Genomic DNA, 13,590 nt, shown 5'->3' on the forward strand with positions numbered 1-13,590 from the left:
GGCAGCGGGCAGACACCATGAGCGAGATGCACTGCAAGGGCGGCGGTGCGGCCTCCTACGTAGACCACACCGAGGTTGTTGACACCTGCGCTACGAGAGGCGTAAGTCGCTGCTCGCACCCCGCGTCCAGGGCGCGCTTTTACCCGACGAGGTACAGAAAATGGACGACAAATATTCCGATGCTCGTGAACACTTCTTCGCTGCGATCCGAGCGCTGGCAGCTTCCGGAGATAGCATTCAGGCCAGGCTGATCGAGGCGAATGGGAACATCCTGAATGTCACGATCGACGAATTCAACGGCGACCGCGAACTCAAAATCAAATTTGCAAAATTGCTGGACCTTCTAGCGATCGATCAGGATGATTTGGAAACAGTCGCTGTTGAGAACGCGGCGCACATGACCGACTTCGAAGCCGTGAAAGTCGCCGATCTGATCTGCGATTTCTATTACGAAATCACATAACGCGGTGCGTTGGCTAGCCACCACGCAGCACGCGCCAGATGTCATGCCAATAGGCGGTAACCAGCGACGCCAGTGCCGCCGCTGCCATCCCCGTTACACCCAAGGCACCAAGCCCCATAAGCTTCCAGCGCGTCACCTCGGCCGTCACTTCCTTGACGCTGGTCATGTCGGCATTGAGCTTGCTGACCGCGCTTTCGGTGGCGCTGACGCGCTCCACCAGCTCGTCGGTCTTCTGATACATCTTCGCGCGGCTGGCGGCGGCGCGCTGTTCCGACTGCTCGTAGCTCAGGGCGGCGCGGGAATCGCTGTCCTTGATGTCGCGACGGATCTCGGTGATGTCGCGTTGCATGTTCTGCGTCGCCTCGAGGAGACCGCCGATCATCATTTCGAGGCTTCTGTTGGATGGTCCCGGCATGTCCCGCCCTTCGCTGCGCTATTTCAGTTCGGCCCGGCGCGCGGCGCTGGCCTTGGTATGCAGATCGCATTCAGCCCTGGTGTAGAGCTTCACGGCACAGCCGGGCGCCACGGTGCGGTCGATCCGGTTCTGATCGGCCACCGTCTTGCCTTGTGCGCCGGGAAGGCTGTTACCGAGGGCCTGTCGTAGCGGCGCTACACCGCTGACGTCCGAAGTCGTACACGCCGCCAGCGTCAATGCACTCGTCAAGAGACATGCGAGCGTCGATGCCCTTGTGAATCGCATCCTGATTTCCCTTCTCGATGTTGGCGCGGACCTCGTCGGCGCCTTTGTGCTTGATGAATTCGTAGACCCCGAGCACAGCGCCCGAGGCGACGAGGGCGATGGCCGACCAGCCGATGACGCCGCTGACCAGGCGCGAGACGCCAAGCCGGTCGGCAAGGAAGGTGATGAGCAAGCTCATGCCGGAGCCGTCCCAAGCGCCGCGGCAAGCCGCTTGGCCTTTCGGTTGGCATACCAGCGGTAGCCGGCACCGCCGAGCAGCAGCACGGCACTGAGGACGGCCAGGGCCATCACGACCTTCATGATGAACTCGCTGCCGTATGACATCGGGGAAAGCTGGTTCTGGAGATCCTGCAGCGTGCCGGCGATGCCGCCGCTGCCGATGCCGGCGCCGATCGCCGCGTCGGCCGGCGCGGTCGAGGGTGGCGCCTCTGCGTCCTCGACGAAAGCCTTCGCCTGGCCGCCGACGTAAAAGCTGGCGGCTTGCGGCACCTGGCCGGTTGCCCACGCCTGACCGATCGAGCGGACTTCGGCGACACGGGCCGTCCAGCCACGGCCAAAGGTGGCGAAGGTGCCGAGGCGCTTCAGGAAGGCCATGCGCGCGTTGCAGATGCGATCGATCAGCGCGTCGTTGTTCTTGTCGGCCTTGAGCGCCGCCAGCGTGCCGACGCCCATGACGCCGTCAATACGCCCGGTGTAGGCAGGCCGTAGTGCCTGCTGAAGCCACATGATCGAGCGGCCAGGGCCGGAGTTCACAGCGCCATCGAACAGAACGTAATCGACGCCGGCCGGCAGCAGATCGCCCTTCACGGCATCCCAGTACTGCCTGTCATAGATTTCGTTCAGTTCATCCGTGGTGATGCCCTTGACCGAGCGCACGGCAAGGCCCTTGCCCTTGCGATAGCCGTCATAGACCCGCTGGGTGACACCCTTCATGGTGGCGCCGCCGGGATCCTTTGGATGGTTGCTGTAGCCGCCCTCATGCGCGAGCACGCGGGCAAGCGATTCCTTTTCACGGGACGCTGCCATGATGTTTCCTTTCGGGTGATGATTTGGCTATGGTCGGCGCCGGGGGCGGGCCGATGAAACGAGACTGGGTAAAGCTGCCGAAGCCGTGGGCTGAACTGCGCCCCAGCCTACGCGACGAGGTCGCGGCCAAGGCGGGCGACATCCACACCTATGATGGCGGGCACGTCAGCCTGGTTGATGGCCTATGGCAGGTTGTGTTCAGCGGGGGCGCGAACGACGCCGATCTGGTGCTGAATGCGCTGAGGAAGCCGAACTAGAGCTTTACCGCCGCCACGAACAAGCCGTCGACCTGCTCATCGGTCAGCCCGACCTCAATGGCGAGCGCCTGCAGGTAGGCATGGCCGCGCGAAATATAGGTTGCCTTGCGCCACCAAATTCGGACCGGCTCATAGGGAAAAGCCTCGATCACGGCATTGACGTCGGCAAGCAGACCGCCATTGTCGAAATTGAACAGGGCTATCTCTGCCTGTGCTGGAGACACCCTGTCGGGCACCCGTACGACTGGCCCCGGCAGGCCGTAGGCCGTAAGCACCTCTGTGAGTTCATCCTCGTTCAGGATGTGCGTGAAGCCAGCCTCCTCGGGCAGGTCCGCGACATACGCACCGGTCGCGCTTGACCAGAAGCGGTTGTCGTCGCCACCGACCATCCAAAACCAATTCTCGGGCATTTGAAAATCGGTCATCAGCTGTACACTCCAAGGGCATCGGTCGTTCCGGCGATGCTGCCGGGGTAGTAGCTGACACCGCCGCCGTTTGAGAAAATTGTTCCGAGGGCGCCGACTGCGTAGCGTTTTCCGGTAGCTGAACCGACGAATGTGTTGCTGTAGTATTCGATCAAACCACCGCCACGACCCGATTGAGCAAAACTCGCTGAAAAAGCGGGCGCCCCGATGAGCGTTACGGTTGTAACAGTGCACCGAATGTAGCCGCCCGCACCAACCGTTGCATGAAATTGACCGCCGCCCGAAATCGTCATAGTCGGGCCGCTTGAGAGAATGGACGAGCCCCCGCCAGACGCGCTCATCTGGTAGTTGGTGACCTGTCCAAAATCCATGTTGGAGTGAGTAATGACCCCGCCTGTTGCGGCGTAAAGCCCCAGACCAATAGGTCCGCTCGCCGTGACCTTGAAGTTTTGAACCGTGATGCGGCCACCGCTCAAACACTGAATGACACCGTTCTGCGAAGTGGTGGTCTGCATGAGCACGTTGGCCGGTGTCGCGGCGTTTCCGTTGATCGTGACAGTTCCGCTGCCGATCCAGGCCCCGTTGACGATGACTGTGCCGGTGTAGGTTCCGTCCGCCACCTGAATGGTGACGTTGTAGATGGAAATATCCAGGGCAGCGACGACGTTGATCGCCTTCTGGACAGTCAGAAAGGCACCGCCCGCACTGTTAACGAGGCCTGTGTTTGCGTCATTTCCGTCTGTCCGGACATAATACGTCCGGTTGGCGGTGAGAACATCGCGGATCACGGTGGTCGAAAGCAGCAACGCCTTCAATTGCGCAATGGTCAAATCCTCCGGAGCGCCAGTCCCGGCTGTCGTGCGTCCCTTGATAGTGGCATTTGCCATGTTGGCCAGTTTCACCACCGGCACGGCTGGATTGATGCTGTCGATGTTGATGCCGGCGCCGGCAACCAGGCTGCTTACCGGGCCGCCAGCCGCCGCATCGGCGACCGGGAACGGCCCGATCCACGCCAGCGTCGGCCCGTCCCACCGGTAGAAGGCAAACTCAACGCCGAGTTCGGCGCGCAGGAACAGGTAATTGTCGTCGTCGGCCGTCAGCGTCAGCGCGTTACGCTTTGCCAGCGAGCCGGAATTGTTCGGGTGGATGCCGGCCAGCGACAACGTGACGAGGACGCGCGTCAGCTTGTCATAGAGGTCGACGACATTCGCGGCGTCGGAATCCTCACGCACGATGGCATAGGAATACGTGCCGCTCGCCCCGGTCCACTTCACCGCTCCGCTCAGGTGCGTGTTGTCCGTCACCGCAGCAATCGGCATCGGGTTGCCAGGCGCCTCGATGTTGAGCGTGCCGCCCGTGACCAGGGAGACAGCCCAACCCGTGCCGGTGCCGACAACCGCGGCACTGCCGTTCGTCACCGTGACGGTGCCGGTGTTGTATATCGATGTCATGATTGATCCCTAGAGGCTCTGGGGGATGCCGAAGATGTAATAACGGAGGCCCTTCAACTGGCTGTTGAAGAAATTGGCGCTCGGCTGGATGTTGTCCGGGTTATTGTTCGAACCGAATATATCGACACTGGTTGATGAGAGCACGTTTGCCCATGTAGACCATCCCGTGCTCTGCCCCTGCCACGTGGCATTGTTGACAAACACGCCATGCTCACCCCAAACAGCAGACGGCTCCCCACTACCTGAAGGGATCGGGTTGGCGTTGTAAACCGCACCAACCTTGGGGAAGAGAAACAGCCCATTCGGATTCGGGATCGTCAAATTCGCCTTGCGCACGCCCTTAAAACGATCGCTGCCAGACAGGACGGCCGGGAAGTCGCTCGACCAATTGAGGAACCCCTCCGCCAAAATCGGCAGATAGGTGAGGCGCGTGTCAAGCATGATGTCGTTGAGATTTGGGCCCAGGTCGGAAGAGCCGGGCCTCTTTATCTGCACGAAATCACCTATGCCGTCATTTCCTTTCAGAAATATTTTCTTGCCGCCACTTGTCGGTGCTTCCCCTGAATCCGCATAAACTACATATGTGATATCGATGGGAAAGCCGCAGGTACTCGTGATCGAGAGTGTAGTGCCAGACATCGTGTAGATGAAGCTGTTGGCATTCGAAGTGAAGCTATTGATGTATGGCGGATGCCAGTACGTCGTTTCACTGGTCTTCTTGCACATGTAATCCATGTACGTCAGTTCGGTCATCGGCAGGCGCGTGTTGATATTGACTGTCGCGCCTGCCGCAACTGTCACCTGCCCAGAAGCCATCACCTTGGCCGGTATCCTGTCTTCATGCAGGATGTAATGCGCGGAATCGGTATCGGTAACGGTACGGCCAGCCAACGCAACGCGCGCAATTCCGGGTGATGTCTTGTCGAACCTGACGACCTCCTGCCCCGACGACGACATGGTTGAATTATCCGGTATGCCCTCGTCGTGCATTGGCAGGTCGAATACGGCAACAAGGCACCTCTTGGTTGGAGGCGTTGCCGTATTGTTATCTGTAAGACCGCTGTTTTCGTTCGGAACAATAATTGCGGCTCTATTTCTACCGGGAGGGCCGCCTGAGCCGCTATCTGGGATCAGTCTTGTTCTGGACGAACAGCTTGTGTACGAAAATATTGTTCCATTGCTTGTGCCGCCTCCGGATATGTCGATGTAAGGGCCACGGAACTTGTTGACCGTGAAATCCAGGCATGGGCGAACTTCAATTAGCGGATAGAAGCTATACCCATATTGTGCAGCAAAGTATTCCTTATAGAAGAACCACTGTTGAAAATTTCGGCCGCCAGCCTGCCAGCAACCGACGTATATTTGACAGGTGTTCTTGTTCGAGCCGGCAGGAATATAATACTGCCGTGGAGAAAATACGGTGCCGCCACTCGCCGGGAATGTCACGAAGTCAGCATCGACGGCAAAAATATCCTTGATATAGCCCACCTTCTGGAATTCAGAGTTGAAATAGAACTTCCCCGTATCCGTGTTCGGCGTCGTCAGCGGATCATCGCTGTTGTCTTTCATGATCTTGGCGAAAGGAACGCTGCCCCGCCTGCCCGTCACAAGGTTTGGCATCACGGCACCGAGATCGAGAAGAAGCCGTTGTTCAGGTCGAGCTTGACCGAACCATCGGCGCTTTGGAGCAGGCCGGCTGTCACCGTGCCAAGGTTCGCGATGAGGGATTTCAGCACACCTCCCTCGAAAGTCAGCGGCGTGCCTGTGCTCGTGCCGTCCGTGACGACGAACTGGCTGGCCTTGATGACAAAGCGCGAGAATGGCGCCATGGGGTCGCCCCCGGTGAAGCCGGCCTCCATGACGTAGCCGGCATCGACCCACGCATCCCCAGTCGTCGCCCTCACCTGGGCCACCAGCCGTGACGTGACATCGCCACTGCCAGCCGTCGCCACGAGCTGGAACAAACCGCTTGCCGAGACCAGGCCGACAGAAGCTTGCACGCCGAGGATGGCCGCCGCCTGCGCCGAGAGCACGCCATCGATTTCGTCAATGTTGGCGTCCAGTTCCAGGAAGGCCGCCGCGCTCGCATCGCGGAATCGCCGGGCGACGGCATTGTCCTGGACTTGCCGGCCGGCGGCATCGCTCGCCGATGCGGCCAGTTGAGCCAGCTTGCCGCGCGCGTCCTGTAGCCCGGCCGAAAGGCTGGTCAGGAACGCAATCATGTCGGCCTGCTGCTGCGCCAGCCCCACCGAAACGTCGATCACCTCGCCGGGCGTCGAGACCTGCCCCCACGCCGTGAAGAAAGTGGTGCGCGGCGGATCGGTGATGATGCGGTGCCGATACTCATAGGTCTTGTTGGGCAACACGCCTTCCGAGACGGTCAGTACCTGCACAGGCATCTCCGCGCGCTTGACGATGCTGGCGACATAGCCGCTGAGGATGCCGGATTGCGCGCCCGTTGTGACGATCGCCGCGCCGCCAGGTGTCAGCGATGCCGTGAATGTGCCTGGCGTCAGCACCGTCTTGACGTAGAGCGGGCTGTCGGGCGTCAGGCCTGTCGGCAGCGCGCCTGTCGTCGCGAGGTAGAACAGGTCGTTGGCCGCCAGATTGTGGTTCGGCCAGGTGATGACGGCGGGATTGGCGATCGTGACCGTGACGCCGACCGCTTCAGGCCGGTATTCCACATCGATGGCCGAAACGGTGTTGTCGTCGAACGCATCCCATTGGAAGCGGATGCCGGTCTTGCGCTCATCCGAACCTTGCACCTGTATCTGGATGCCGTTGGCGACGAAGCCGCTCGCCTGCGTGGCATAGTCCGGATCGCCGGGCGCCACCGGGATAACGGGCACGGTGACATAGGCGGTCGGGTCGAAGATGCTGTCGTCGACCTGCTGAAGCGTCAGATAGATGTTGCGCGCCGCCTTGTCGCCGAGCGGCCCGAGCCGCTTCTCCAGGATCTGGAATTTGAACGTGCCGTATTCGGCGGAAGTCCATTGCACCCAGCGCCCGACCTTGGCATCGGCGAGGAATTTCGGATGGATGCAGATTTCGGCATTGCCCTGGAAGCGGCTGGCCTTGAAGGCGATGTCGGCTAGCCGGTCGGCAACATCGGACCGATTGACCGCGCCATAGGGCACCGACACGGCCAGGCGCTCGCCATCCTCGGCCAGTGCGGAGGCATTGATGCGCACCGCGAACGGCGTCTGCTCATAGAAATTGTCCGGCTCCAGATAGGTACCGGCCAGCGTGTTGATCAGTTCCGACTTGGTGCGCTTGGTCGAAAAACGGAGGGTTTCGTCGACCATGATGTCGTCATCGCTGAAGGTCATGACGATCGACTGCGCGGCGCCTGCGATCGGGTATTCGCCCGAAGCGTCCTCGACCCACGTCGAAGCTGACGCCTCAAGCAGAGGCTGCAGGTTCTGGTCATGCGTGACACCGGAACCGGCCGCCGCGATCAGGCCGGCCGTGTAACGCTTTCCAGCGCCGACAGTCTCGTCGCTGACGTTTGCGGCCAGCGTCCACATGTCGAGCGGCAGGCGCGACGCCGGCACGCCCTTGCCAACCATCATTTCCGTGCCGTTGAAGATGCCGCGCTCAAGCGCATAGGCCATCAGGACCGGGTTTTCGGTGAATTCCCATGTCGTCTGGTCATTCCACCGGTGCGACCCCGAACCGCCGACGGTGGTATCCTTGCGCCAGTCGTAGAGCGGCGCGCCCTGTACCTCGAAGAACGCGTCCCACGGCTGCTGCAGATGCTCGCGATCAAGGATGCTGGTGACGACGGCATAGGCGATGCCGGCGCCGCGATGGTTCGTCGTCCAACGGCCGACAGGATTGGAGCGCGAAATCAGGCCGGCGTCCGCCGTCTGTGTCATCGTGCCCTTGTAGAGCTTGACCCAGACCTCGCCGTCGATGCCCTGGACGCGGAAACCCTTCATCGCATCCTCTGGGCCGCCGAGCGTTGCCCACGCCCCTTTGTAGCGAACGCGCGTGATGCCGGTGATCAGGAAGTTGGACAGGATCCGGACATCCTGGACGCGCCGGTTCCCCGAACCGTAGGCATTGCGATAGACAAGCTGGCCAGCGGTGCCGTAGCGGCCCAGGCCGACCGAGCGCGCCAGATCCTCGCCATAGGTCGTGTCGAGCTGCGAGGCCTGCGCCTGCGCCTTCTGGCCCCCGCCAAACAGAGAGCCGAGCGCGTACTTGGCCGCCAGCCCAAGGCCGAAGCGTGCCAGCCCGGCAAGGATGGTCGAGCCGCCCAGCCAGGAGGCGACACCACCAAGACCGACCGCGCTGAAGACGGTGGTGAAAAGCGGGACAAGAAAACCCACGGTCTAGCCGACCTTGAAGGCGGTCTTGATGGCCGATTGGGGCAGGATGAACACGCCGGTCTCCGTCCGTGCCATGAAGCCCCGATCGCACATGAAGCCGGCGCAGAGCTGGCCGTCCTGGTCGACCACGCCGACATCGCCTCGTTGCGCCATGAGGCGGCCGACAGGCGCAAACAGGCTGGCGAGCGCCATCTCGACATCATCGAAGCCGCGCTTGCGCAGGATCCTGGCCGCGCCGGCTTCGGTCTTGTACTTGCCCCGTATGTCGGCGGCCGGATCGAAGCCGGTGATCTCGGCAACGACGTCCATGACGGTGAGAAGGCAATCGGATTGCCCCCATACGCCAGGCGTGGCGGCGATCGCCGGGACCAGGCGCGCAAGGCGGCGGTCCCAGTCAGGCAACCGGGTGAGTTGGAGCATGATGCCTCAGTCGAACTTGATGTCGAAGGTTTCGTGTTTCACCTTCGAGGCGTACTGGAAGAACTGGTCGCCGGGCGAAACGAGCTGCTGGTCTTCGTGGCTGGCCGTGCGGTAGCCGTCGCGATGGTTGGCGATGGCCCCGGAGCGGACATTGGCGATCAGCTTCTTTTCGCCATTGTCACGGGAATGGTCGATCGTGTCGATGAAGCCGTAGGCGCCAGGCTCGGCATGCAGGAAGGACCGGTCATCGGGATCGATATAGAAGTCGAAGACCGTGACCGGCGCATCCTTGTAGCCTTCGCTCTCAATCAGGGCGAGCTTGTCAGGCGTCAGGCCGGAATCGCGCTTGGCAATCAATTCCACCGTGAAGGTCGATGCGGCGGTGCCAAGGCCATAGACGGGCTCGGACACGGTGATCAGCGAGTTCGGCCAGTAGAGTTGGCCAGCGACGGTGATATCGCCCTTGCCATTCCAGAAGCCGTATGTGCCGGTCGTGCACACGATCTTGATGCCGGAGCGAATGACCGCCCTACCCTCGGATAGCACCGTCTGCAGGCGGGTCGGAAAGCTCATTTCGGAATCTCGACAAGCGTGAAGGTCGCGACCGGTTTTGGCTCGTCGGGAATCGAGAACGAGCCGGGGTAGAGCCGCATGTTGGCGACAGGGTTCTTGAACGTGATGACAGCGCCGGCGGTGAGATAGGAGGGCACGGTCGGCTCGACCGTCACGGTGATCTGGTTGCTCGACGCCACGCCGCCGGTCTGGACGCGGAACAAGGAATTGTAGTCATCGTTCGTCGCGGAGATCAGATCGCCCGGGCCAAGCGTCAGGCCATTGTCGACGCTGTTGATGACCAGCGAATTGCCCGTGATGGAAACCAGGTTGCCGGCATTGGCCAACGCCGCCGCGCCTGGGTTGCCCCAATAGGCGCGCGGAAGGCACATGTGCTTGGGCGTATAAAGCACCGTCTGCAAGCCACCGCGGCAGGCGTCCTTGAAGGCTTCGACGAGCAGCCGTTGCGACGCCTTCAGCGGCTTCGTACGCATCTGGATGGTCCAGTAACTGTCGGCATACTCGACGAAGGCCATGGCGCGCGTGCCGGAGCGCGAGACCGAGACGGATTCGGTCAGTTGCGGATACGCGACTTGAAAGCCGACGGCCGGCAACGCGATCGCTGTCATGACATCAGTCCCGTCGTCTTGGCTTCACGAATGGCCTTCACCACGCGGCCGGTGAATTCCTTCTCGAACTTCTTCAAGGCGGCGGTGACCTGTTCGCCGGAATCGCCCTGGCCGCCATCCATGTTGATCGTCGGCGCGAAAACCGGGCTGATGACGGAGGATTGCGAAGATCCGGCCGCCACGCGCTCGCTTACGTCGTGCGGCAATACCTGGCTGCCTCTGGGCAGGTTGATGAGTTCGCGGCCCTTCTCGCCGACCCACGCCAGACCACCCGGATGATTACTGGTGCCGCTGGCATAGCCAGGAAGGCCAAGCATCTCGGCGAAACCGCCCGGCGTGCCAAATGACGACGCGCCGCTACCACCCAGCCCAATGGCGCCCAGCAAACCGCCGAGAAGGCCGCCGCTCCCGCCGCCGGCGTTGTTCGCTTGCAGGATGGCGTCGACCAGGTCGTTTTCGATCTTGTCGATGATCTTGTCGAGCGCGTTGATGGCTATATCGCCGAGGTCTTTCCAGTCCAGCTTGCCATCGTCGAGCGCGGAACGCAGATCGCAGAAAGCGCCTTGCAGGACGTCGCGCTGCAGGGCCTGCGCCTCGCGGGCATCCTTGAGTTGCTGCGCCTGTCTGGCATAGGCCTCGGCAACCGCGTTGATCGAAGCGACCTGCTGCGGCGAAAGCTGGATCGACGAAACGTCGGTCTGCCCCTTCTTGAGCGCTTCCTCGCGGAGCTGCTTGAGTGCGGTCTGCTCGAGGTCGAGCGCGACCCTGCGCTTCTGCTGTTCCTCGAAGGACAGGCCGATCATCGACGCTTCCTGCTCGAGCGCGGCGGTGCGATCGCGGATCGCCTGGATATCCTCGCCGATCTTGTCGTCGGCGGTCAGGCGCTGGCCACGCGATGCGCGGCGTGCAGCCGCAGAGGCAGCTTTTTCTTGAGCGGCGAGTACATCTTCGCGGTTCGGGGCGTTGTCCGGCGTCGGTGCGTTGTCGGGCAAATTGAAACGCGGATCAAACCCGAGCGTTTTACCTGTCGGAGATCTGCCGTTCGGCGACCCTCCGCCCCCGAACACCTTGTCCACTTCGCCTGCCAGCGAAGCCATGGTCGGAATCAGCGACGACGCTTGGCCGGCGAGGTTCGTCAACATAGTGATGAAGCTGTCGCCATTGACCTTAGCGGCTGCAAACGTCGCTTTGGCGCTATCTACGACATCATTGAAGTCCTGTTGCGTAACAGTGCCGCCCGCCACCTCCGTCTTGAGTTCCTCGAATTTGTCACGGAGCTCTTGCGCAGCGGTGTTCTTGCCTAAGGTGTCCAACTGATACTGGAGGTCCGCAAGTACACTGGTAGCCTCGACGAAGCCCTCAGTGAGAGGGGCTCCAGAGTTCTCGCGAGCAGCCAGAAGAGCATTGAGCTTGCTCTGCTGGTCGGCAAGCGCAGCCTGCTCATCTGCGTACGCTTTGAGCGCGGGCAGGGCCACGCCCCACTGCGCCGCAACCTTTTGGATGAGGTCGGCTTCCTGCTTCAGCGTTTCGGCCGATTTCTCTCCATTAGAGAGCAGACCGGTGAAGTACTGAACAGCAACGCCACCCAAGGTGATGATGGCGATCGTTGCGAGACCGACCGGATTGACCAGAGAGGCAAAGGCACCTCCTAGCGCCGTTATGGCACCTCTTGCGCCGGCTGAGCCAAGCGCCTGGTTGATTTGCGTGCCCTGCTGGAGAGCGATCAGAAATGGCGACTGCCCTCCGGCGAGCTGAACACCGATATCGTTCAACTGGGCCGCAAGATTTCCGGTCTGAATCTTTGCTCCCTGTATGGATTTCGCCATCTTGTCAATGCCGGGTGTGCCCCGCGCACCGATCTTAGAAAGGGCATTCTCGACACGAGTGCCATCAGCCTCAATGCCGGCGAACGATGCTCCGGCATTCGCGCGCGACTTGGCCAAGGCCTTGTCAAGCGCATCGAACTTCGCTTCAAAGATCGCGAGCAACCGCTCGGCTTCGATGGCCATGAGGAGGAAACCTTGGATAGTTGGTTGAAAGGGCTGGTCACAGTTACCTGTCTGGCGGTGCTCGCAGCAGCAGGATTTTACATCACGGCAGAGATCAGCAAGAAGAAGATGGACGATCCCGGCGGCACGTCAAATCTCGTTCGATCTGAACTATTCTATCTTGCGGGCGCCAAGGCTGATGATGTGTCGGGTGTAAGGGGATACTGTCAATTGCTTCAGACACGGCAGCAGGGCGGACAAAGCGATGATAAGACAACACGCCTCCTTAGAAATTGCCGTGCGCTCGGTTTTCTTTAGCTAATGCAGTCCCCTCGCCCTCGCGATCGCGGCCTCAAACTCATCACGTGATGGCGGAGCAATCGCATCGGCCGGCGCGTGCGCCTGGTTCCACATCCTGACGACAGCAACCCACTGGCCGATCGACAGATCACCGACATTGCCGACGCCCATCAGGACGGCATTGCCACGGATGGCGCCGAAGTCGAGGCGTTTGACTTCGGCGCCTGCTGTTCCCCCGGCTCGTCTTCCTCCAGCGCCGCCGAGTGCACCCGCTCCATCGCCGCGCGCAGGATGACCTGGCCAAGCGCGATGCTTTCCATCAGCGGTCGTTCGTCGACATAGCGCTTGACCAGCATGCGCGCCTCGATCGGCTTCATGCCGCCGCCGATCAGGCCAATCCGGATCGTCTCGGAATAATGTTTGATCCGCGCGAAAGGCAACTCCGCGCTCATCGCCGCATGCAACAGAAAAACCGACATGTCGACGGCTGACTCCAGTTCCTCGATCTGATCGAGGCCAAGCCGGAAGGTGTGCGACCCTCCGGCCCAATCGATGTCGATCGCACCGTGGCGGTTCATCAAACCGCCGTCCAGGTTACAGCGCCGTCGGAAACCAGCGTGACGGTGGAGGTCGCGGTGTCCTTGTTGCCGTCCGACGTCACCTCGAACTGGGTGAGCTTGAAAGCGCCCTGCCAATAGCCGGCCGGCGTGACGTTGAAGCGGACGTTCTTGGCGTCGTCGCCATTGTACCAGTCCCACCATTCGCCGAGTGACGCGGCATAGAGCATGCCGGCGCCCGAAATCGTGGCCTGCAAGCCATCCTTGGTGACGGATTTCCAGGCAGGATCCTCCGGATTGTCGCAATCCGGCATGATCGACTCGTTGGTTTCCGACGTGAACTGCACGCCACGCTTGGTGTTGATGAGGCAATCGTGGTCGAAGGTTTCGGGATCCGCGCCGTTGCCGATCTGGACGAGCAGCTTCGACCCGGTGACGCGAGGTACAGCGGTCATGATAGTTCTCCATGGTTGAGTGCCCGTCCGGGC

The 13,590-nt window shown here is 61.3% G+C and carries 17 protein-coding genes; 3 read left to right on the top strand and 14 right to left on the bottom strand.

Annotated elements, in window-relative coordinates:
* Positions 1 to 160 precede the first annotated feature (160 nt).
* On the top strand, positions 161 to 463 hold the full coding sequence (locus tag EB815_RS24465) for a hypothetical protein (protein ID WP_056570216.1): 303 nt from the start codon (positions 161 to 163) through the stop codon (positions 461 to 463).
* 13 nt (positions 464 to 476) lie between these two features.
* Here the strand turns inward: EB815_RS24465 and EB815_RS24470 are convergent, their stop codons facing one another.
* From EB815_RS24470 to EB815_RS24480, 4 genes are read right to left on the bottom strand one after another with little or no spacing between them, the layout of a single operon-like run.
* Positions 477 to 878 (bottom strand): DUF1515 family protein, encoded by a 402-nt coding sequence (locus EB815_RS24470; RefSeq protein WP_065005057.1) that lies wholly within the window; start codon positions 876 to 878, stop codon positions 477 to 479.
* Between the two features lie 18 nt (positions 879 to 896).
* Positions 897 to 1,019, bottom strand: a complete 123-nt coding sequence (locus tag EB815_RS34010) for a hypothetical protein (protein ID WP_280940262.1) — start codon at positions 1,017 to 1,019, stop codon at positions 897 to 899.
* A 28-nt stretch (positions 1,020 to 1,047) separates the two neighbouring features.
* Positions 1,048 to 1,341, bottom strand: a complete 294-nt coding sequence (locus EB815_RS24475) for a hypothetical protein (RefSeq protein ID WP_065005056.1) — start codon at positions 1,339 to 1,341, stop codon at positions 1,048 to 1,050.
* A complete protein-coding gene (locus EB815_RS24480) occupies positions 1,338 to 2,189 on the bottom strand; it encodes a glycoside hydrolase family 108 protein (RefSeq protein ID WP_065005055.1) in 852 nt (283 codons plus the stop codon). Before EB815_RS24480 ends, EB815_RS24475 begins: the two co-directional genes overlap by 4 nt.
* Positions 2,190 to 2,242: 53 nt before the next feature.
* On the opposite strand from EB815_RS24480, the gene EB815_RS24485 reads away from it, so the two are divergent.
* Positions 2,243 to 2,446 carry a hypothetical protein gene (locus tag EB815_RS24485; RefSeq protein ID WP_155772402.1) on the top strand — a complete coding sequence of 68 codons (204 nt, stop codon included), beginning with the start codon at positions 2,243 to 2,245 and terminating at the stop codon, positions 2,444 to 2,446.
* On the opposite strand, the gene EB815_RS24490 is transcribed toward EB815_RS24485, so the two are convergent.
* Genes EB815_RS24490 through EB815_RS24525 form a run of 8 tightly spaced genes read right to left on the bottom strand, consistent with a single transcriptional unit; the run spans position 2,443 to position 12,266 of the window.
* The gene (locus tag EB815_RS24490; protein WP_065005053.1) at positions 2,443 to 2,871 is read right to left on the bottom strand and encodes a hypothetical protein; all 429 of its coding nucleotides are present in this window, start codon (positions 2,869 to 2,871) and stop codon (positions 2,443 to 2,445) included. The two genes, EB815_RS24485 and EB815_RS24490, sit on opposite strands and share 4 nt — an antisense overlap.
* The gene (locus EB815_RS24495) at positions 2,871 to 4,322 is read right to left on the bottom strand and encodes a hypothetical protein (RefSeq protein WP_065005052.1); all 1,452 of its coding nucleotides are present in this window, start codon (positions 4,320 to 4,322) and stop codon (positions 2,871 to 2,873) included. Before EB815_RS24495 ends, EB815_RS24490 begins: the two co-directional genes overlap by 1 nt.
* A gap of 9 nt (positions 4,323 to 4,331) precedes the next feature.
* Positions 4,332 to 5,942 (bottom strand): hypothetical protein, encoded by a 1,611-nt coding sequence (locus tag EB815_RS24500; protein WP_065005051.1) that lies wholly within the window; start codon positions 5,940 to 5,942, stop codon positions 4,332 to 4,334.
* The gene (locus EB815_RS24505) at positions 5,942 to 8,656 is read right to left on the bottom strand and encodes a phage tail protein (protein WP_065005050.1); all 2,715 of its coding nucleotides are present in this window, start codon (positions 8,654 to 8,656) and stop codon (positions 5,942 to 5,944) included. The genes EB815_RS24500 and EB815_RS24505 overlap by 1 nt, the downstream gene beginning before the upstream one ends.
* 3 nt (positions 8,657 to 8,659) lie before the next feature.
* Positions 8,660 to 9,076, bottom strand: coding sequence for a DUF6950 family protein (locus tag EB815_RS24510; protein WP_065005049.1), 417 nt, complete (start codon positions 9,074 to 9,076; stop codon positions 8,660 to 8,662).
* Positions 9,077 to 9,082: 6 nt separating this feature from the next.
* Positions 9,083 to 9,649 (bottom strand): DUF2163 domain-containing protein, encoded by a 567-nt coding sequence (locus tag EB815_RS24515; RefSeq protein ID WP_065005048.1) that lies wholly within the window; start codon positions 9,647 to 9,649, stop codon positions 9,083 to 9,085.
* Positions 9,646 to 10,257: a hypothetical protein gene (locus tag EB815_RS24520; RefSeq protein ID WP_065005047.1), complete on the bottom strand. Its 612-nt coding sequence runs from the start codon at positions 10,255 to 10,257 to the stop codon at positions 9,646 to 9,648. Before EB815_RS24520 ends, EB815_RS24515 begins: the two co-directional genes overlap by 4 nt.
* Entirely contained in the window at positions 10,254 to 12,266 is a 2,013-nt protein-coding gene (locus EB815_RS24525) for a phage tail length tape measure family protein (protein ID WP_065005046.1), read from the bottom strand. Before EB815_RS24525 ends, EB815_RS24520 begins: the two co-directional genes overlap by 4 nt.
* Positions 12,267 to 12,278: 12 nt before the next feature.
* On the opposite strand from EB815_RS24525, the gene EB815_RS24530 reads away from it, so the two are divergent.
* A complete protein-coding gene (locus EB815_RS24530; protein WP_155772401.1) occupies positions 12,279 to 12,563 on the top strand; it encodes a hypothetical protein in 285 nt (94 codons plus the stop codon).
* A gap of 152 nt (positions 12,564 to 12,715) precedes the next feature.
* Here EB815_RS24530 and EB815_RS24535 read toward each other — a convergent pair whose 3' ends face one another.
* Together EB815_RS24535 and EB815_RS24540 are read right to left on the bottom strand one after the other, a co-directional pair.
* A complete protein-coding gene (locus EB815_RS24535; protein ID WP_065005045.1) occupies positions 12,716 to 13,123 on the bottom strand; it encodes a gene transfer agent family protein in 408 nt (135 codons plus the stop codon).
* Positions 13,123 to 13,557 (bottom strand): phage tail tube protein, encoded by a 435-nt coding sequence (locus EB815_RS24540; protein ID WP_065005044.1) that lies wholly within the window; start codon positions 13,555 to 13,557, stop codon positions 13,123 to 13,125. The genes EB815_RS24535 and EB815_RS24540 overlap by 1 nt, the downstream gene beginning before the upstream one ends.
* Positions 13,558 to 13,590: the final 33 nt, after the last annotated feature.

The organism is Mesorhizobium loti, from assembly GCF_013170705.1.
Lineage (GTDB): Bacteria > Pseudomonadota > Alphaproteobacteria > Rhizobiales > Rhizobiaceae > Mesorhizobium > Mesorhizobium loti_D.

Bases quoted from the DNA above. Each gene is read 5' to 3' on its own strand.
- EB815_RS24495 (WP_065005052.1), bottom strand. From the start codon at position 4,322: ATGACATCGATATACAACACCGGCACCGTCACGGTGACGAACGGCAGT.
- EB815_RS24470 (WP_065005057.1), bottom strand. From the start codon at position 878: ATGCCGGGACCATCCAACAGAAGCCTCGAAATGATGATCGGCGGTCTC.
- EB815_RS24485 (WP_155772402.1), top strand. From the start codon at position 2,243: ATGAAACGAGACTGGGTAAAGCTGCCGAAGCCGTGGGCTGAACTGCGC.
- EB815_RS24475 (WP_065005056.1), bottom strand. From the start codon at position 1,341: ATGAGCTTGCTCATCACCTTCCTTGCCGACCGGCTTGGCGTCTCGCGC.
- EB815_RS24490 (WP_065005053.1), bottom strand. From the start codon at position 2,871: ATGACCGATTTTCAAATGCCCGAGAATTGGTTTTGGATGGTCGGTGGC.
- EB815_RS24500 (WP_065005051.1), bottom strand. From the start codon at position 5,942: ATGCCAAACCTTGTGACGGGCAGGCGGGGCAGCGTTCCTTTCGCCAAG.
- EB815_RS24520 (WP_065005047.1), bottom strand. From the start codon at position 10,257: ATGACAGCGATCGCGTTGCCGGCCGTCGGCTTTCAAGTCGCGTATCCG.
- EB815_RS24525 (WP_065005046.1), bottom strand. From the start codon at position 12,266: ATGGCCATCGAAGCCGAGCGGTTGCTCGCGATCTTTGAAGCGAAGTTC.
- EB815_RS24480 (WP_065005055.1), bottom strand. From the start codon at position 2,189: ATGGCAGCGTCCCGTGAAAAGGAATCGCTTGCCCGCGTGCTCGCGCAT.
- EB815_RS24465 (WP_056570216.1), top strand. From the start codon at position 161: ATGGACGACAAATATTCCGATGCTCGTGAACACTTCTTCGCTGCGATC.
- EB815_RS24510 (WP_065005049.1), bottom strand. From the start codon at position 9,076: ATGCTCCAACTCACCCGGTTGCCTGACTGGGACCGCCGCCTTGCGCGC.
- EB815_RS24515 (WP_065005048.1), bottom strand. From the start codon at position 9,649: ATGAGCTTTCCGACCCGCCTGCAGACGGTGCTATCCGAGGGTAGGGCG.
- EB815_RS24540 (WP_065005044.1), bottom strand. From the start codon at position 13,557: ATGACCGCTGTACCTCGCGTCACCGGGTCGAAGCTGCTCGTCCAGATC.
- EB815_RS24535 (WP_065005045.1), bottom strand. From the start codon at position 13,123: ATGAACCGCCACGGTGCGATCGACATCGATTGGGCCGGAGGGTCGCAC.